The following is a 19507-nucleotide window of genomic DNA, read 5'->3' on the forward strand; positions in this document are numbered from 1 at the left end:
TGTCTGCAAAGCCTCACACAACACCTTTACACTGTAAAAAATTATATACCGCCCTGATCTGCCCATAGGTAATATCATCTCTTAATTTTTCCTTGACTGGTTTAATTCCGGGCACGGTATTCTCCATAATAGCGGGTGTGATCTCATCAATCAGCGCCTGGGGCATAAGTTCCAATATATCTATTAAGCCTTCCAGAACGCAGTCATTAAGGTGGCTCTCTATTGTTGATACGGACAACCCTCGTTTTTCAGCAATCTCTTCCAGTGTATTCTTCTCCCGAAGAAGCCTAAGAGACTCTAACTTAGTCGGTGTATTCAGGTTGCTCTTCCTCTTGCGCTTTCTCTGCTTTTGGTCCATTTGAGTTTTTAGCTTCCTTGAAGCACAATATTCAATTACCTTTTCAAGAAAAGCCTCTCCATACTTCTCCAGTTTAACAGCTCCGAAACCAGAGATCTCTTTCAGGTCTTCCATATTCTGAGGCAGATAAGTAGCCAGCTCTTGCAAGGTAGCATCTGAAAATATGATATAAGGCGGCACATTTTCACTCACCGCAAATCTTTTACGCAACAATTTTAGATGGTCAAAAAGTGAGGCTTCCATGGGTAATTCCTGCTGTGGCTTACCGGAAGACTGATATATAGTTTCTGATACCTTATACAACATTACCTTCTCCTCACCTTTCAGTACAGGAAGACTTTTTTCTGTCAGCCTGAGTACAGGAAATTGTGCATTGGTTTTATTCAAAAGCCCGAGATACAAAAGGTCTTTAATATAATGACTCCATTCTGTTTTAGTAAGATCGGCGCCTACTCCGTACGTCTTGAGTTGCTTGTGCTCTTCCCTTATTTTCTCAGATCTTGATCCTTTGAGGATATCAATAACATAACCGGCACCAAACTTTTGTTCAAGGCGTGCCACCGCCGACAAGGCCTTTTGAGCTATCACAGTTCCGTCAAATCGTTCTCTGTCATTAAGACAGATATCGCAGCTTCCACAATTATTGTCAGCTTCCTCATCAAAATAATTAAGCAAATATTTGCGACGGCAGGTTCGCAGATCGCCATACTCTGCCATTTCATGAAGCTTTTTAAGCATGATCCTGGACTGCTGCTCATTGCTTTCAACCTCGACAAACCTCTGCAATTTCATAACGTCAGCATAGCTATAGAAGAGCAGGGCATCGCTCTTGAGGCCATCACGCCCTGCTCTGCCCGTCTCCTGATAATAACCCTCAATATTCTTGGGAAGGTCCATGTGCACTACAAAACGCACATTGGACTTATCTATTCCCATTCCAAAAGCAATGGTGGCCGTAATAATTTTCACTTCATCTTTTATGAACATGTCCTGATGCTTATCTCTCAGCTCTCTTTCCAGGCCGGCATGGTAAGGAAGTACATCATAACCATCAGCCTTTAGACTCGCTGCCAGACCTTCTGCCGAAGCTCGTGAAAGTGTATAAATAATACCTGATTCTCCTTCGTGGTTTTTAAGAAAGTCAAGAAGCTGAGCATAGCTTTCGCGTTTGGGAGCTACGAAATAATGAATATTCTCCCTGTTGAAGCTAGATAAAAATATAGCAGGTTTATCAAGCTTCAGTTGCTTCAGAATGTCCTCCTTGGTTAACCGGTCAGCAGTGGCTGTAAGGGCTATGACAGGAGTCCCGGGAAAGTTAGCCTTGAGCTTAGAAAGCTGCGTATACTCAGGGCGAAAGTCATGTCCCCATTGAGAAATACAGTGAGCCTCATCAATGGCAATCATTGAAACCTTCAGTGTCTGTAGAAACTTAATAAACTCTCCATCACTGCCAATTAAACGCTCCGGGGCCAAATACAGCAGCTTCAATTCGCTGTTTTTGAGTTGATTAATAACTTCAGACTGCTGGCTTGCTGATAATGCTGAGTTTAAATAGGCTGCTTTTATTCCATTAAGTTTAAGTGCATCAACCTGATCTTTCATTAGGGCTATCAAAGGAGATACCACCAGGGTAAGGCCGTCAAATATCAATGCAGGAACCTGATAACAAAGTGACTTGCCCCCACCAGTCGGCATAAGTACCAGACTGTCTTTTTGGTCTAATACGTGGGCTATAATTTGCTCCTGCCTATGTCGGAATTTTGTGTATCCAAAATATTTCTTTAATACGTCCTTAGGGTCGGTAGGTGCTTTCATGAAGTAAGTTTAGATGTGATTAAATAATGGGGAGCCAATGATACATATAAATGGAAATTAAAGCCACCCCGCGTGCAAAAGTTTTAAAATATCCTTTCCTCTGAGAATAAAGAATGTCACTCCTCCCTGTTATTTCTGAACCTCAGGGTCAGCTCTTCCCTGTTTAGCTGTTTTTCGGCAACAAAAGCCAATTTTTATATGTTTATAAAGAAAAAGGAGGAGAAATGAGACTTTTGACATTAGTTCTTGCCACTTTCATCATTTCAGGCTGCCAATCATATCAGGGCACAGGCACGAAGAGTCAGGGATCCAACATTCTGTCGAAGGCAGAGAATGATGACGAGTATGAGTTAACAATAATAGATTCCGGCTATGACCGGTGGTTTTCAATAAACCGAAGACCTATTAACTATCATACCCTTTCGTTCTACGAACAACAAAATGCAAGGTATGTAAGAGCATGGAATGAAAAAGTAAGTCAACAGGGACGTTACAATACCATCAATTATCCATTTGAAAACCGCATTAACTATGACCCTTCCATAGATTACGGACTTGAGCTTAATTACCAGCTATATAACTACTTCCGTTACATAGAAGATACTTATGGCAACCGGTATAACTTCCCTTATTAACCTGATAGCCCAAAGAGCAATTAACCAAATAAAGCACCGGCAATAGTTGCCGTCATCATGGTGGCCAAAGTAGCCGCAAAAAGGGCTCGCATACCTAATCTTGATAAGTCTCCCTGCCTGTTAGGCGCCATACCTCCAATACCTCCTATCTGAATAGCTATGGAGCTAAAATTTGCAAAACCACAGAGTGCATAAGTTGAAATCACTATGGCCTTGTCGCTTAGTATTCCCGACGCTTTAAGGTCTGCCAGGCTAAGATAGGCCACAAATTCATTGATTACGATTTTTTGCCCCAGTAAACTCCCTACACTCAGAGCTTCATCCCAGTTTACTCCCATGGCAAAGGCAAACAAACGAAATACCTGTCCAAGAATATACTCCAGGGAAAAACCTTTAAAGGCGCCATCTGTACTTGCTACTACGAAGCTGTTAAGCCCCGTCCACTCCCCTATTCCATCCACCAGTATCCAATTCAGTGCAAAAATTATGGCTATGAAAGCAAGCAGCATACCTCCAATATTCAAAGCTAGCTTTAAGCCATCGGCTGCGCCCTGTGCCAATGAATCAATGAGATTGACTCCAAGGCTTTCCTTACTAACTCTCAGGTCAGAATCAATCTCCTCAGGGCGCGTTTCAGGTATTACAATTTTTGCGAGTACAATAGCGGCCGGTGCATTCATTATAGAGGCACTCAAAAGGTAGGCTGCATACTTAGCACGCTCAGCGGGATCATCACCACCCAGGAAAGCAACATACCCGGCCAACACTCCTCCGGCAATGGTCGCCATCCCGCCAGTCATCAGGCACATAAGCTCAGAGGTTGTCATATTTTTCACAAAAGGCCTTACCAGCAGAGGGGCTTCTGTTTGCCCCAGGAAGATATTTCCTGCTGCAGATAAGCTCTCCGCACCAGACAGCCGCATCGTTCGGGCCATGATCCAGGCAATGCCATAAACAATTTTCTGAAGTACACCAAGATAGTAAAGGCCAGCAGAAACGGTAGAGAAGAAAATAACAGTGGGCAATACCTGAAAGGCAAATATAAATCCGAATTTATCTACTTTGACCAAATCTCCAAAAAGGAACGCAGCACCATCACCTGAAAAACTTAGAAAGGTAACAAACTTGTCGCTTATCCAGTCAAAGCCTGCAGCAACAAAGCTTACTTTGGTAATGAGTATGGCGAAAATTATCTGCAGAAGTACGCCTATCCCAACCAACCGCCAGTCAATAGCTTTTCTGTTTTTCGAAAAAAGGAATGCCATGCCGATCAGAACGGTCAGTCCTATTAACCCTCTTATATAGTCCATTTTATTAAACGCAAAAAGGCCTTTCTATTGGCTAGAAAGGCCCTCTGATGTGATTTAGTATTAGTTTCTACGACTCAACTCATCTCTGATCTTTGCCGCCTTTTCATAATCTTCTTTCTCGATGGCTTCGTTGAGTAGTTCATTTAATTTATCTACTGAAAAGTTCTTCAAGTCATCACTTTTAGAAGCGCTTTGCTTCTTAGCAGAAGATGATTTGATCTCACTTTTTATCTCAGCTATGTCGTCTTCCGACTCATCCGTAAGAACTATACCAGCTTCTGCCAATATTGATTCATAGGTGTAAATCGGTGAGTCAAACCTTAACCCTATAGCGATAGCATCTGATGGTCTTGCATCTATTTCAATGCTCTTTGTGCCGTTACTGCAAACTATCTTTGCAAAAAACACTCCTTCCTTCAGATCGGAGATTATTATCTCCTCCACTTTGTACTCAAAGCTTTGTGCAAAAGACTTGAACAGGTCATGGGTCATAGGCCTGTTCGGTATGATTTTTTCTATCTCAATGGCAATGGCCTGAGCCTCAAACATGCCGATGATGATAGGTAATCTTCTGCTACCTTCTATCTCTCCCAGTACAAGGGCAAAAGACCCTGATTGGGATTGGCTTGACGAAAGTCCTAGTATTTCTAATTTTATCTTATCCAAAATTACTTCGCTGCTCTTAGTGCTTCGGTGAACTTAGGTACTATTTCAAATGCATCCCCTACTATGCCGTAATCTGCCGCCTTAAAGAAGGGGGCTTCAGGGTCTTTATTTATAACAACAATATACTTAGAAGAGTTAACACCAGCAAGATGTTGTATAGCTCCTGATATTCCTACTGCAATATACAACTGAGGGCTTACCTTAACACCTGTCTGTCCTACGTGCTCGTGATGAGGTCTCCAGTCCATATCAGAAACAGGCTTGCTACAACCTGTGGCGGCACCCAACTCTTTTGCCAGATCTTCAATCATTCCCCAGTTTTCCGGACCTTTAAGTCCTCTTCCTCCTGAAACAACGATTTCAGCCTCGGGTAAAAGTACCTCTCCGGTTGCTTTATCAGTCTTGGTTATTTTAGCTCCAAAATCGCCATCATTAAGGTCAGCACTGTATTTTTCCACAGTCGCAGAACCACCAGTCTCCTTAATCTCCGCCGCATTCTTTTTAATGGCCAGTATTTTCTTGTCATTGGTAAGTTCTACATTGGCAAAAGCTTTACCTGTGTAGATGCTTCTTTTCACTTTAAACCCTGACGATGTATCAGGCAGATCTGTAACATTAGAAACGAGGCTTGCCCCTACCTTCACAGATACTCTGGCAGAAACAGGGTTACCCAAAGCTGAATTGGCTAATACCAGTACTTCCGCTCCGGTATCTGCCATGGCTTTGGCCAGAATTGAAGAATAAGCCTGAATCACTCCCTGATTTAATCTTTCATCATCAACGTGAAGTACCTTTGAGGCACCGAAATTTCCTAATTTCTCTAATTCAGAACTGTCTACATTATTACCCAGGGCTATGGCTGTAACATCACCTCCCATAGCTGCTGCATAAGCCACAGCTTCTATTGAGGTCTTCTTTACCTGACCTTCGGCACTTTCTACAAAAACTAATATTGACATTTGATATTTTTCTTAATGAGTTAATACTGATTTAAACTTAGATTACCTTGGCTTCATTTTTCAACAAACTTACCAACTCTCCTACGTTATCGGCATCTATCATCTTCACTTCTCCCTTGGCAGGTGGCAATTCATACTTCTCTAGCCTGGTGTTTTCTCCATTTCCTGAAGGCTCCACCACATTTAATGGTTTTGTTCTTGCCGACATAATCCCTCTCATGTTAGGGATTTTCCATTCAGCAATTGGCTCCTGGCAACCGGCAACAAACGGAAGCTTTACTTCCAGATATTCCTTACCTCCTTCAATTTCCCTTGTCATCTTTGCAGTATCTCCTTCAATATCCAGGGTCATCACAGGAGAAATTGATGGTAATCCAAGCAGCTCGCCTACCATACCATGAACCATTCCGCCGTTGAAGTCGATAGACTCACGTCCCATAAGTATTAAATCGTATCCGCCATCCTTGGCTGCATTGGCAATCTGCTCTGCAACAAAAAATGAATCTTTAGGTTCTGCATTAACTCTGATGGCATCATCTGCACCGATAGCCAGAGCTTTGCGAATAGTTGGTTCAGTCTCGGCACCTCCTACATTTAAAACAGTTATTGATCCGCCTAATTGCTCTTTCAACTCTACTGCACGGGCAAGGGCATAATCATCATAGGGCCCTATGATAAACTGAACTCCATTAGTGTCAAATTTGGTGTCACCATCGGTGAACGTGATACGGGATGTTGTATCAGGTACATGGGTTATGCAAACTAATATCTTCATTTAAAATTGGAACTATTTAGATTGTTCTTTGATTTACCTATTATTTTTGCCGTGAAGATAATGAATAATGGAGCAAATAAAAATTGTATCATAAATGAATTCATCACGATTAAATCAACTGCTTGATTTTCTAAAAGAAGACCCTAACGACCCTTTCACCCTGTATGCTATAGCCACTGAGTACAGGTCCGGCGACATTGACAAATCAAGGACATACTACGAGCAGCTGCTCACTGACCATCCCGACTACCTCCCTACCTACTACCATGCCGCTCAACTGTACCAGCAACTGGAGCTTATACCCCTGGCCAAACAGACTTTTGAAAACGGAATTGAACTCGCAAAAAAACAAGGGAACGCTCTGTCTCTTCGCGAACTTCAAAACGCCTACAATGAACTACTTTTCGAAGAAGATGAATAGGAGGTAAAGCCAACATCTTCATCCCTTAAAAAACAAATTCGTGTCTCTCAACTTTCCGTAGCAAATTGTTTTTCTGAAACTGATCGTCGATCAATTTGTTCTTCTTCAAGTAGCCAGAAACATCTTTTCTGAAGCATAAAGCTGCACTAATTTCTACTAATATTTTTAGTATCTTGAATTATATATTACTAATAATCAGTATTTTGAATATATTTATCTAAATCAAAATCTAACAACTAACTTTCCTGATTTGGTCGCACTTGCAATATCGTCAAAAGCTGATACGATTTCATCAAACGGCCTTACAGAATCAATTACAGGTTTGATTTTTTTCTTGCTTACAAAATTCAGCATAGCCTTAAACTCTTCGTCGTTTCCCATGGTTGACCCTTGCAATGACAATTGATTCCAAAACATCCTGTAGAGGTCAAGCGTAGTGGGCAACCCATTGGTAGCGCCGTAAAAAACTACCCTTCCTCCGGGCCTCATTATTTTAAGAAAATTGTTGATCTGATCACCCCCGGCACTGTCAATCACCACATCAAATCCTCCCTTGGTTTGCCATAGGTTTTTGTACCAGTCTTTACTCTTATAATTGTAGGCTCCCGCCGCACCCATTTTCAATGCAGCATTCAATTTCTCCTTCTTTCCGGATGTCACGTATACATTAGCTTCGGCCGCCAGGGCAAACTGAAAAGCAAACTGGGCAACACCCCCTCCAAAACCAGATATCAAAACATTGTCATTAGCCTTTATTTTTCCATGGCGGAAGCATGCCCTGTAGGCGGTAAGTCCTCCCAAAGGCAATGCCGCTGCTTCTTCAGGCTCCAGATGCCCAGGCGACTCATGCACTCTGTCAGCACCTATCGCCACGTACTCTGCAAACGTACCATGCTGTGGCATACCTAAAATAGAATAGCTCCTCGACTGAACATCCGGATTGTCTCCCCAATCAATATTAGGATTTATGACCACAGTTTTGCCTATCCATTTCTTATGGCTTTTACTTCCCACTTCTACCACTTCTCCCACTCCATCAGACCCGAGCACGGAATTCAACTGGATATTTGGGTACTTACCTTCACGAATAAACTGATCTCTTTTGTTTAGTGCTGCAGCCTGTAACTTTACCAATATCTGCGACTGGTCCAGCTGTGGTTTTTCAAGTTCTGCTATCTCGATTTTTCCCGGAGATGTTAATACTAGTCCTTTCATCAATTATTATGTTCGTTTTATAAAATCAGATCAAAAGTCAATTTTTCAGAACGGAGATCGGATACATTAAATACCCTCCTGCCACAAAGTCTGTATCCTGATCTCGCTTCTCTTCTACTTCACATACCTTACAATGGAATCGTTTGTTAAATAAAGATAATGAAAAGCACGATACCTTAATGGGCAGATCAAAATATCTGGGAATTATATTTAATACTAAACGCACTCGAATGATCCAATAAAATAAAAAAGTCATGCTGAACATCTCAACATGACTCAAGGTTATTTGTTATTAACAATTCATTTAATCAATCCCGCCATCATCTCTCTCCTGCCGGTCATCATTTTGCCAACGGGTCTTCATTTCATTATACCACTCAGTCTTTACACGGGCTAATTTCGCATATTGGTTTTCATCCAGAACGTCCTGTAATTCGCTCATTTGTTCATTCCAGTTTTCTTCCAGCTCCTCCCATTTGTTCTCCTTGCTCTCCTTTTCCATGAAAACTTCTTCACGTTTTTCCACATATTTGAGGTTGATCTCCCTCACATCCTCCAGTTGATCACCATTAAGTTTCAGGTTACTTTTCATCCAATTGGTCTGTTTGGAAGCCGTCTTTTCAATCCTTTTTTCTATCTGATCTTTATTTTGCGCCATAGCAAACATCGGCAGAAGCAATGCCAGCACAATAAGCTTTAATGTTTTCATAATTTAAATATCATTTTGTTCAACTTATACAGTAGTTGAACGCAAACGACATACCGGAATAGCAGTAACCGGTTAGTACAGCTAAATAACCGGCAAGCTAAAAATATCACTAAAAGCAGTGAACTGCAGATCAAGAACTGTAGATCAGAAATTGTAAATTTTAGAATTTAGAAAGGGGCATCTTCGTCGCCATCATCAAAGCTCCCAAAACTTCCGCCGGAGCCTCCCTTATCTTCATTCAGGCGACTTCCCAAAGTTATCGTACCTGCAGAATCATCAAACTCAGAAGGAATGCCTCCACCTGAAGGGAAATCTCCTCCTGAAAAACCACCAGTGTCAAGATCGGCAAACTTGGTGAACTTACCGATAAACTTAAGTGGGACATTCTCAAGAGAACCGTTTCTGTGCTTGGCTATGATAACCTCTCCCATTCCAATAGTAGGCATACCATTTTCATCCTCGGTAATGCCATAATATTCCGGTCTGTAGAGGAACATTACCATATCTGCATCCTGCTCAATAGAACCCGATTCCCTCAAATCAGATAGTTGAGGTCTTTTGTCTCCGCCCCGCGTTTCCACGGCCCGGCTTAACTGGGAAAGCGCAATTACCGGTACGTTAAGCTCCTTGGCAATTCCTTTCAATGCCCTTGAAATAGACGCAATCTCTTGCTCACGGTTACCACCTCCTTTAGAACTGTCACCGCTCATCAACTGCAGGTAGTCGATTACTATCAGTTGTATATCATGCTGCGCTTTGAGCCTTCGACACTTAGCCCTTAGTTCCAGAATGGATAGTGCAGGAGTATCATCGATGAAAATGGGCGCATTACTTAATTTATTCGTTTTGTGGATAAGCTGTTCCCACTCATAGCCCGCCAGATTACCTTTTTTAATTTTTTCACTTTCAAGTTCTGCCTCGGCAGAGATAAGCCTGTTTACCAACTGCACGGAAGACATCTCCAGGGAGAATATAGCTGCTGCATGGTTAAATTCTACGGCCGCATTACGTAAGGCAGAAACCACAAAAGCCGTTTTACCCATCGCAGGACGGGCAGCAATAATAATGAGATCTGACCGCTGCCAACCTGATGTAACCCTGTCGAGGGCTGAGAACCCACTCGGCACACCGGTTAGCCCGTCTTTGTGGTTTTTTCTTTCCTCCAATTCCTGGATAGCCTGAGCCATCAGGGACCGCATATTGTCGAAATTTTTTCTGATGTTAGACTCGGAGATCTCAAACAGTGCCTGCTCCGTCTTATCAAGTAGCTGAAAAACATCGGAGGTGTCTTCGTAAGCATCGTGCTGGATCTCGGATGCAACACGGATAAGCTCGCGCTTGATAGACATCTCGGTGACTATCCTGGCGTGGTACTCAACGTTGGCAGCCGAGCTCACTTTAGATGTAAGTTCTGCTATGTAATATGAACCGCCCGCCATCTCCAGCTTGCCATTCTTCCTTAGCTGGTTCGCTACGGTTCGCATATCCACAGGCTCAGAATTGTTGAATAATTCAACGATTGCCCTGTAAATTTCCTTGTGAGCATCCGAATAAAAACTGTCAGGCTTAAGGATATCAATAACAGTAGTAAGTGCGTCTTTTTCAAGCATTAATGCACCAAGTACCGCATCTTCCAAATCCAGCGCCTGCGGGGGTAATTTCCCGAGCCCCTCATTCATGTCTACCGTTAATCTGTTAGACTTATGACCTACCCGCAGCGATGACTTGTTTTCCATGTAATAACTAGTAGTTAATTGTAGTGGTTGTTGTAATAATTGATTGGCAACTCAAACGTAAAAATAAAAATGGGTTCTAGCAATTTCGTTAATTCCAGCTCCCACTTTTTGAGTAGTGCACACAAAACATTTGCCTATATAGAATACAACTAAAAAATGGGTAAGGATTGAACAGGTTTTCAGATTTATCCACACCCTTTATCCACATCAATCCAACAAAATTGTGGAAAAATCAATTCATTATTCACAAAATAATAATTTATCCACACAGTTATCAACATACCGTTAAAGATAAAAATTGTATCCCCGTTTTATATTTTTTATCTTATTTTTGGCCATTAATCTTAAGCACTCAATGGATAGTAACTCACAGAATATACACTTTATCGCCATAGGTGGCAGCATCATGCATAATCTTGCCATCGCTTTACACAAAAAAGGATATAATATCAGCGGTTCAGACGATGAGATCTTCGAACCCTCAAAAAGTAAATTGGGGAAGCATGGCCTTTTACCCAAAGAAGAGGGTTGGAATCCTGACAGGATCACTACCGATCTGGATGCTGTGATCCTGGGGATGCATGCAAGAAAGGACAACCCTGAACTGCTAAGAGCTAAAGAGCTTGGGATAAAAATATATTCATTCCCGGACTATCTTTATGAGCAATCTCAGGACAAACAGCGGGTAGTAATAGCAGGAAGTCATGGAAAAACCACTATTACCTCCATCATTATACATGTGCTCAAATTTTTTAACCGTAAGTTTGACTTTGCTGTAGGAGCCCAGATCGAGGGCTTTGATACTATGGTGCAGCTTTCCGATGCCCCCGTTATCATCATAGAAGGTGATGAGTATCTTTCCTCCCCGATTGATGATTCTCCAAAATTCCTAAAATATCATCATCATATAGGGCTTATAAGTGGAGTTGCATGGGACCATATTAATGTATTCCCTTCTGAAGAAAAGTATGTAAGGCAGTTTGACAAGTTTGCTGATGCCTCCCCAAAAGGCGGTACTTTGATTTTCTGTGAAGAAGATCCTATGGCAACAGTCATTGGCAGCAAGGAAAGAGAAGATGTACTCGGCATTGGTTATAAAACGCATCCGTATATCATCGAAAATGGCACAACGTTACTAACCTATGGCAATGAAAACATCCCTATCAAACTATTTGGTAAACATAACCTTCAGAACATTAATGGTGCAAAAGAGGTATTAAAGAAGATCGGTATTTCAGAAGACCAGTTCTACCTTGCAATCCAGAGTTTTCAGGGAGCGGCTAAAAGGCTGGAATACGTCAAAGAAAACGACAGCACCGCCATTATAAAGGACTACGCTCATGCTCCGTCTAAAGTACGTGCCACCACACTTGCTGTAAAAGAACAATATCCGGAAAGAGACCTGGTTGCCTGCCTTGAATTACACACCTTTAGCAGCCTGAACAAAGACTTTCTAAAGGAGTATAATGGCACTATGAAGTGTGCCAATGTGGCGGTTATTTATTACAATCCGGCAACGATTGCCCATAAACGTCTCGATCCTATTTCGAAAGATGATATTAAAAAAGGATTCAACGACCCTGATATCAATGTATTTGACAACATTGATGAGATGCTGGATTTCTTGCAAAAAGAGGACTGGACAGATAAAAACCTTTTAATGATGAGTTCAGGTACATTTAATGATCTCGACTTTGAAAAGTTGCCAACTTTGCTAAACTAATTATTTAACACACTTTTCATGAATTTAAAGCTAAGAAACCCGCTAACATTTTTTGACCTTGAAACCACGGGTACCAATGTGGTCAGTGATCGAATAGTGGAGCTATCAGTGGTAAAAGTAATGCCCAATGGAGAAACCATAACGAAGACTTCAAAAGTTAACCCTACTATCCCCATACCTCACGAAACAAGTCTGATCCATGGCATCTATGATGAGGATGTAAAAGATCTTCCTACGTTTAAAAATATTGCAAAGAGTCTGGCTAAGTTCCTAGAAGGTTCGGATCTGGCAGGCTTCAATATTTTGAAGTTTGATGTACCTATGCTGGTCGAAGAGTTTTTACGCGCAGGTGTTGACTTTGATGTCAGCAAAAGAAAGTTAGTAGATGCACAGAAAATCTTTCATATGATGGAGAAAAGGACGCTATCTGCAGCATATAAGTTTTATTGCGATAAAGAACTTGATGGCGCCCATAGTGCAGAAGCAGACACGCTCGCAACTTTTGAGGTACTGATGGCCCAGGTTGAAAAATATGAAGGACAGGACGTAGTGGACAACCTTGGTAAAAAACTGGGTGTTCTAAAAAATGATGTCCAGGCTTTGCATGACCTTACTGCCTCTAATATGGTTGACCTCGCCGGACGTATTATCCTGAAAGATGGTATAGAATGCTTTAACTTTGGAAAGCATAGAAACAGATCAGTTGTTGAGGTATTTGGAAAAGAACCCAGCTACTACGAATGGATGATGAAAGGTGATTTCCCTCAGGATACAAAACGCCGCTTAACCGAGATTAAGCTTCGGGCATTCAGTAAGCTTACTGGCAAGTGATAAATTTCCACTTTTACATGTCTTTGGAACATGTAAAAGTGGAAATACCACCGCACGTTGCAGACTTTATTTCCCCTCCAACACTATCTATAAGATAACGCACTTTACTTCGCCTCTTGATTTTAGCTATTAATACTACTCAAATAGCATTTATCAGCACTTTTACCTCAGAACCACCCATACTTCTGAAATTTCGGCAGCCACCCCTCCTCTAAGGCAGGGAGTTTGAAGCCATTTCGAATATGTATTTAGATCCTTTGGTACGGATGGTGCCGAATTGAAACTGACTTGATCAGTCGGCTTTACTTACCGGAACAAACAATGCTCGAACTTAAATAAACGAACAAAGTTTACCTTCAAGCCTCTGTGCGCAGTGCACAGGATGACTTTGTTTAACCATTATATTAACTATAAATAAATGTTGAACCTAAATAAATTTGACATGAAAACTTTAAGTGCAACAATATTTACGATGATCTTTGCCTTTGTATTTACAGCATGTAACAATCAGCATGATGACCGTTATGCATTTGATGACTGGGACGACGACGCGGATGAGTTAGTGGATCAGGATGAATTTGGTAATACATTTTCGGATGCTGGTTATTATGATGACTGGGATCTCGATAATGATGAGTTTATCAACGAAGATGAATGGCAATCAGGCGTTACCAATAACTTTGACGGGTATGACTATGACTCTTATGGTGATTTTAACGACTGGGACACCAATAATGATGAACTTCTCGATGAAGACGAATTGGTCATAGGCAACTTCACCGTATGGGATACTGATCGGGATGGTAATATAGAAATAGCGGAATACGAGGAATGGTCTGCTAAAGATGATCAATATTAAAGGAAAGCAAAAATTAATAAAGGGTTAACCTGGATATCGGGTTAACCCTTTATTTTATCATACTTACTGAGGCTTGTAGTACTTCAATGCCTCTTCCATACTTTTGTTTAAATCAGCTATTCTCGTTTCCGGATGAGGGTGTGTAGAAAGAAATTCGGGAGGGCGCTGACCACTACCCTGAGCAGACATTCTTTCCCAAAACTTAGGAGCCTCTCTCGGATCATACCCGGCCATGGCCATGAATATAAGACCTATTTCGTCGGCCTCAGATTCGTGTGTGCGCGAAAAGCTCAGCATACCTAATTGCGTACCAATACCTACAGATTGCAGAAGTAATTGCTGAGTCATGGTTGGATTCTGCCCCATTGCCGCACTTAGCGAACTCAAGCCAAGGTTTGCGACAAGTCCCTCGCTCATACGCTCACGGCCATGATTCGCAATAGCATGAGCCACTTCATGTCCCATAACTACAGCTACACCTTTTTCATCTTTACATATAGGCATAATGCCGGTATAGAAGGCTACTTTACCGCCAGGCATGCACCATGCATTTACAGTTTCAGACTCTATCAGATTAAACTCCCAGGAGTATCCGCTAAGTTGATCTGACAGTCCCTTTTGCTTCATGTATTGTTCCACTGCCACTTTTATTCTCTCCCCTGCGTTTTTCACCATCGCCGTCCATTGCTGATTGTCAGACAGTTTGTTTTCTTTCAATACCTGGCTATACTGATCATAACTCAAAGGCAGAATTTCAGAATTTGGCACCAGGCTTAATTGTCTTCTGCCGGTTACCGGAACAGTCGCACAGCTATATAAAAATAGCCCTAGCAGAAAAATTACTATTATTTTCTTAATCATGGCTTTATTTTTTTCTGTAAATAAAAGATTTTCCAACTTTACGGATTATAAATTTATACATATTATTTTAACAAAAGAATCAGCTTAACGGCTCACACAATAACTTTTATACCTGCGTACATGAAAATACTTGCCATAGGCCGTAATTATGCCGAGCACATTGCCGAGTTGAATAATGAGAGACCTGATGAACCTGTAATATTTACAAAGCCTGACACGGCGTTACTAAAAAATAATCAGCCATTTTATTACCCTGATTTCAGTAAAGATGTGCACCATGAAGTAGAGTTGGTGATCAGAATCTGTAAAGAAGGGAAAAATATTCAGGAACAATTTGCCCAAAAATACTATGATCATATAGGTATAGGCATTGATTTTACTGCCAGAGACTTGCAGCAAAAGGCTAAAGAAAAGGGATTACCCTGGGACATAGCCAAAGGATTTAATGACTCTGCACCTGTTTCTGACTTCAGGCCCATAGCTGATTTTGGAGATATAAATAATATAAATTTTAGCCTTACCATTGATGGTGAGATCAAACAGCAGGGTAATACCAAACTTATGTTATTCGGCTTTGACTATATGGTTTCTTATTTGTCAAGGTTTTTCACGTTAAAAAAGGGAGATTTAATTTTTACAGGAACTCCCAAGGGGGTCGGCCCTGTTCATATTGGAAATACAGTAGCAGCATTTATAGAGGATGAAAAATTATTGGAATTTGAAGTTAGGTAGAAGTATTTTATTAGTCACAGTTGGGTTATTCTCAGGCACATTCGTTCATGGTCAGTTGGAAGAGAACCATATGTACAAAGAGAGTTATTACCTTTTTCCAATAAAACCCGGAGTTAGAAATACGCTGGCCGGTACTATGGGTGAGTTGCGCTCTTCTCACTTTCACAGTGGTATCGACATCCGAACGGAAAGCAGGATCGGGCTTCCCGTACATGCTTCTGCCACAGGGTTTATTTCTCGCGTTTCCGTCTCTACCTCAGGCTATGGGAATGCCCTTTACATACAACATCCCAACGGTCATACTACAGTCTATGCACATCTCGACCATTTTAACGGCGCAGTTGCCCAATATGTAAGGGAGGAGCAGTATAAAAGAAAGACATTCGAACTCAATCTATACTTTAGAAAAGGCCAATTTGAGGTCAATAAAGGCGATATCATTGCTTTTGGGGGCAACAGCGGATCATCAGGAGGCCCGCACCTTCACTTTGACCTGAGAGATAAGAACCAAAAACCATTGAACCCCTTGAAATATGGCTTTAGTGAAATTTGGGACCGCACCCCTCCCGAAGCACACAAAGTAGCGCTTAAAACACTAGATAAAAATGCTCGAGTCAACGGGCAGTTTGGCAGGTTTGAATTTAAAGTACGCAGGATTGGCAACGACTATGTAATCGATCAGCCTATTGAAGTAAGCGGTACCATTGGGGCAGAACTTTATGCCTATGACAAACTGGACAACTCCAGATTTAGATGTGGCATAAACCTAATTTCCATGGAAGTAGATGACAAAGAACTTTTCAGGTCCGAAATCAGCACATTCTCCTTTGCGGAACAAAGAAACATACTAAAACACATGAACTATCCTGACCTATATGAAACAGGAGAACGATTTCACAAGCTATATATTGATGACGGTAATGAGCTGAAGTTTTATTCTACAGATACCAATAAGGGCCGTCTTACGATCAACGGAGATGGGGAGCATACGGTTAAAGTGATTATGACAGACAGCTATAATAATGTTAGCAACCTGAAATTCAAACTAAAACGGGGAAATAGCGGACAAGAAAAAACTACTGTTTACGGCCATACTTCAGGAAGCGCAATAGATCTTGTGGACAATACGCTGGTGATAAAAGCTCCGTTAAATAACACCAGCCATACTGTAATCTATACTCCGGAGATGCGTGAGTTGCAGCCCTCATATATCATTGGAGGAAACCAGGCAGTGTACCTTTGGGATATGAAGGAAGGACTCCCTCACTCGGTAGACATTAACGGTACTAATGAATTACTACATTATAAAGAAATGGTGAAACCGGGTGCATCGTATAGGTACTATAGTGATAAGATGGATATTTACTTCCCAAAAGACGCTCTTTTTGATACACTTTATTTGCAATCAGCTTATAACTTTATCGAAACGGACAAAAGCGAAGAATTTTCTGTTGGTGATGTTCAGGTACCCCTAAAAAAATATATATCAATAACCCTAAAACCTCAGATCAGCTATCAGAAACCGGATAAATACTCCGTTTATGCCATAGATAGTAAAGGCAATGCTTATTATAAAGGTGGAGAATGGGAATATGGAAGAGTCACATTCTGGACACGCAACTTTGGTAAATTTGCTATCCTGGAAGACACTATTCCCCCCAGAATAACTCCAGTGAATGTCAACAGCAAAGAATTAAAATTTAAGATTAGTGACGAAAGATCAGGTATTGACAGCTTTAAGTGCTATGTAAACAATGAATGGGTTTTGATGAACTATGATTATAAAACACACCTGATCTGGTCAGAAAAACTGGACATTACTCAACCGTTTTCAGGTGAAGTAAAATTAATTGTAACTGATAACCAGGGTAACGAACAGCTTTATATTACCAGGCTGTAATTTCAGTTTCATACAGGAGCTTTTCTCAAATTTTCACCACAGTAGCACAGGTATCTGCTTCATGCCCTACAAAATACAGGGATTAATACCATTTGAGGTCAAAATACAAGCGTCTTTCGGGATAATGGTATTTTTTTGTGAAGTATGCCACAAGGTATGCCCGTAGATTATTTCATAATTCTAAGCGCATGAGCTATATTTACATGTACACAAAATAAGTTTCAAACGCTTTAACCTTAAAATTATGGAACTCAAACCAGGCGACAAAGCGCCGGATTTTGAAGTCAATGATCAGGATGGCGCTCCTGTAAAATTGTCGGATTACAAAGGAAAAAAAGTTGCACTATACTTCTACCCGAAAGACAATACTCCGGGATGTACGGCAGAGGCTTGCAATCTGAGAGATAACTATGCTGAACTGCAGAAACAGGGCTATGAAATACTTGGTGTAAGTACTGACAGTGAAAAATCGCACAAGAAATTTATAGAAAAGCAGGAGCTTCCATTCAAGCTATTGGCTGATACAGAAAAACAAATCCATGAAAAGTACGGCACATGGATAGAAAAGCAAATGTATGGTAGAAAATATATGGGTACAGCAAGACATACTTTTATCATTGACGAAGATGGAAAAATCGAAAAGATCATCGACAAGGTAAAAACAAAGGAGCATGCAACCCAGATCCTCGGATAACAAAAAAGCCGGTCCTTTTCGAGGTCCGGCTTTTTTAATCAATTTCAGGCATAACATGCTAATAACAAACGAATATCTGATCTCGTTGCCTTGAGGTGCACCAATTATATAGCTTAAAAAATAAAGTTAGTTAGAATATAACTTAATCATAAGATCCAACTCATGAGAATAAACTCTTACCAACTTAGCCTGTAAATCACTTAAATTCATCTTAAAAAATTTGGTTACCTAAAACTTAATACTGTTCAAACATTAAATGTAACTCCAATTTTTATTTTTTTCGACAAAAAACACATAAAAGTCACATAGTCAGCGTGTAAGGATAGAAACAAAAGTAATTTGACAAATATAATCCTGACAGATTAGGCCTGAAATTCGATAGGTTTCTTTAAATTCGCAACTTTAAAATTTCACTCAGCAGATCAGTTATGAACCAGCCCAACATTGAAGAATTAGAAAAAATTGCCTCTCAGGTAAGAAGAGATATTTTAAGAATGGTACATGCCGTACAGTCAGGCCACCCTGGTGGTTCACTAGGTTGTACAGAGTATTTTGTAGCCCTGTACTTTCATATCATGAAACATAGTAAGAACTTCAATGCTGATGGTATCGGTGAAGACCTGTTCTTTTTATCAAATGGTCACATCTCCCCTGTCTGGTACAGCACATTGGCCAGAAGCGGGTATTTTGATATTTCTGAACTGGCTACTTTCAGAAAGCTGGACAGCAGATTGCAGGGCCATCCTGCTACGGAAGAAGGCCTTCCTGGTATACGCGTTGCATCTGGCTCTTTGGGACAGGGATTGTCTGTAGCGATTGGGGCAGCACAAGTCAAGAAACTTAACAATGACAATCACCATGTATACGTACTCATGGGTGATGGAGAGCAGCAGGAAGGACAAGTGTGGGAAGCTGCTATGTATGCAGCACATAACAAAGTAGATAACATTATAGCTACTATAGACTACAATGGGCAGCAAATAGACGGCCCTCTCAAGGAGGTACTGGACCTGCAGGACCTGAAGGCCAAATGGGAAGCTTTTGGCTGGCATGTAATAGAGAGCTATGGCAATGACATGGAATCACTTATTGTAAAGATAAAAGAAGCCCGTTCCCTGACAGGCAAAGGTAAACCGGTATTGAACCTGATGACCACTGAAATGGGACATGGTGTGGATTTCATGATGGGATCACACAAATGGCATGGTGTTGCCCCTAACGACGAGCAACTGGAGCAGGCGCTGGCCCAGCTCGAAGAAACATTCCAAGATTATTAATTATGATAAAGTATAGTCTTCAAAGGATCCT

General features: G+C 41.1%; 18 protein-coding genes. 9 read left to right on the top strand and 9 right to left on the bottom strand.

The window, feature by feature from the left end; all coding sequences use genetic code 11:
- Positions 1-13: 13 nt before the first annotated feature.
- Positions 14-2173: a DNA helicase RecQ gene (recQ, locus tag LVD17_RS25050; protein ID WP_233762531.1), complete on the bottom strand. Its 2160-nt coding sequence runs from the start codon at positions 2171-2173 to the stop codon at positions 14-16.
- A gap of 224 nt (positions 2174-2397) precedes the next feature.
- On the opposite strand from recQ, the gene LVD17_RS25055 reads away from it, so the two are divergent.
- Positions 2398-2808 carry a DUF6146 family protein gene (locus tag LVD17_RS25055; protein ID WP_233762533.1) on the top strand — a complete coding sequence of 137 codons (411 nt, stop codon included), beginning with the start codon at positions 2398-2400 and terminating at the stop codon, positions 2806-2808.
- A gap of 20 nt (positions 2809-2828) precedes the next feature.
- Here LVD17_RS25055 and LVD17_RS25060 read toward each other — a convergent pair whose 3' ends face one another.
- The 4 genes from LVD17_RS25060 to LVD17_RS25075 are packed head-to-tail and all read right to left on the bottom strand — an operon-like array spanning position 2829 to position 6518.
- The gene (locus tag LVD17_RS25060) at positions 2829-4118 is read right to left on the bottom strand and encodes a NupC/NupG family nucleoside CNT transporter (protein ID WP_233762534.1); all 1290 of its coding nucleotides are present in this window, start codon (positions 4116-4118) and stop codon (positions 2829-2831) included.
- Positions 4119-4178: 60 nt separating this feature from the next.
- Positions 4179-4784, bottom strand: a complete 606-nt coding sequence (locus LVD17_RS25065) for a bifunctional nuclease family protein (RefSeq protein ID WP_233762536.1) — start codon at positions 4782-4784, stop codon at positions 4179-4181.
- 2 nt (positions 4785-4786) lie between these two features.
- The gene (locus LVD17_RS25070; protein ID WP_233762538.1) at positions 4787-5743 is read right to left on the bottom strand and encodes an electron transfer flavoprotein subunit alpha/FixB family protein; all 957 of its coding nucleotides are present in this window, start codon (positions 5741-5743) and stop codon (positions 4787-4789) included.
- Between the two features lie 37 nt (positions 5744-5780).
- Entirely contained in the window at positions 5781-6518 is a 738-nt protein-coding gene (locus LVD17_RS25075) for an electron transfer flavoprotein subunit beta/FixA family protein (protein ID WP_233762540.1), read from the bottom strand.
- A 94-nt stretch (positions 6519-6612) separates the two neighbouring features.
- Between LVD17_RS25075 and LVD17_RS25080 the strand changes: the two genes are divergently transcribed.
- Positions 6613-6939 (top strand): tetratricopeptide repeat protein, encoded by a 327-nt coding sequence (locus LVD17_RS25080; RefSeq protein ID WP_233762542.1) that lies wholly within the window; start codon positions 6613-6615, stop codon positions 6937-6939.
- Positions 6940-7161: 222 nt separating this feature from the next.
- On the opposite strand, the gene LVD17_RS25085 is transcribed toward LVD17_RS25080, so the two are convergent.
- The 3 genes from LVD17_RS25085 to dnaB form a co-directional block, all read right to left on the bottom strand.
- Positions 7162-8154, bottom strand: coding sequence for a quinone oxidoreductase family protein (locus LVD17_RS25085; RefSeq protein ID WP_233762544.1), 993 nt, complete (start codon positions 8152-8154; stop codon positions 7162-7164).
- 304 nt (positions 8155-8458) lie between these two features.
- Entirely contained in the window at positions 8459-8863 is a 405-nt protein-coding gene (locus LVD17_RS25090; protein WP_233762546.1) for a DUF4890 domain-containing protein, read from the bottom strand.
- Between the two features lie 167 nt (positions 8864-9030).
- Positions 9031-10599, bottom strand: coding sequence for a replicative DNA helicase (gene dnaB, locus LVD17_RS25095; protein ID WP_370688778.1), 1569 nt, complete (start codon positions 10597-10599; stop codon positions 9031-9033).
- A 355-nt stretch (positions 10600-10954) separates the two neighbouring features.
- On the opposite strand from dnaB, the gene LVD17_RS25100 reads away from it, so the two are divergent.
- The 3 genes from LVD17_RS25100 to LVD17_RS25110 all read left to right on the top strand — a co-directional run bounded on the left by LVD17_RS25100 (position 10955) and on the right by LVD17_RS25110 (position 14012).
- On the top strand, positions 10955-12322 hold the full coding sequence (locus LVD17_RS25100) for a UDP-N-acetylmuramate--L-alanine ligase (protein ID WP_233762548.1): 1368 nt from the start codon (positions 10955-10957) through the stop codon (positions 12320-12322).
- Between the two features lie 18 nt (positions 12323-12340).
- The gene (locus LVD17_RS25105; protein ID WP_233762550.1) at positions 12341-13153 is read left to right on the top strand and encodes a 3'-5' exonuclease; all 813 of its coding nucleotides are present in this window, start codon (positions 12341-12343) and stop codon (positions 13151-13153) included.
- 442 nt (positions 13154-13595) lie between these two features.
- Positions 13596-14012 carry a hypothetical protein gene (locus LVD17_RS25110; RefSeq protein WP_233762552.1) on the top strand — a complete coding sequence of 139 codons (417 nt, stop codon included), beginning with the start codon at positions 13596-13598 and terminating at the stop codon, positions 14010-14012.
- A 63-nt stretch (positions 14013-14075) separates the two neighbouring features.
- On the opposite strand, the gene LVD17_RS25115 is transcribed toward LVD17_RS25110, so the two are convergent.
- Positions 14076-14873, bottom strand: coding sequence for a M48 family metallopeptidase (locus tag LVD17_RS25115; protein WP_233762554.1), 798 nt, complete (start codon positions 14871-14873; stop codon positions 14076-14078).
- A 120-nt stretch (positions 14874-14993) separates the two neighbouring features.
- On the opposite strand from LVD17_RS25115, the gene LVD17_RS25120 reads away from it, so the two are divergent.
- The 4 genes from LVD17_RS25120 (at position 14994) to LVD17_RS25135 (ending at position 19476) form a co-directional block, all read left to right on the top strand.
- Positions 14994-15605 (top strand): fumarylacetoacetate hydrolase family protein, encoded by a 612-nt coding sequence (locus LVD17_RS25120; protein WP_233762556.1) that lies wholly within the window; start codon positions 14994-14996, stop codon positions 15603-15605.
- Entirely contained in the window at positions 15592-17505 is a 1914-nt protein-coding gene (locus LVD17_RS25125) for a M23 family metallopeptidase (RefSeq protein ID WP_233762558.1), read from the top strand. The genes LVD17_RS25120 and LVD17_RS25125 overlap by 14 nt, the downstream gene beginning before the upstream one ends.
- Positions 17506-17749: 244 nt before the next feature.
- Positions 17750-18199 carry a thioredoxin-dependent thiol peroxidase gene (gene bcp / locus LVD17_RS25130; RefSeq protein WP_233762560.1) on the top strand — a complete coding sequence of 150 codons (450 nt, stop codon included), beginning with the start codon at positions 17750-17752 and terminating at the stop codon, positions 18197-18199.
- A gap of 428 nt (positions 18200-18627) precedes the next feature.
- Positions 18628-19476, top strand: a complete 849-nt coding sequence (locus LVD17_RS25135) for a transketolase (RefSeq protein ID WP_233762562.1) — start codon at positions 18628-18630, stop codon at positions 19474-19476.
- Positions 19477-19507 lie beyond the last annotated feature (31 nt).

This window comes from Fulvivirga ulvae (assembly GCF_021389975.1).
GTDB lineage: Bacteria > Bacteroidota > Bacteroidia > Cytophagales > Cyclobacteriaceae > Fulvivirga > Fulvivirga ulvae.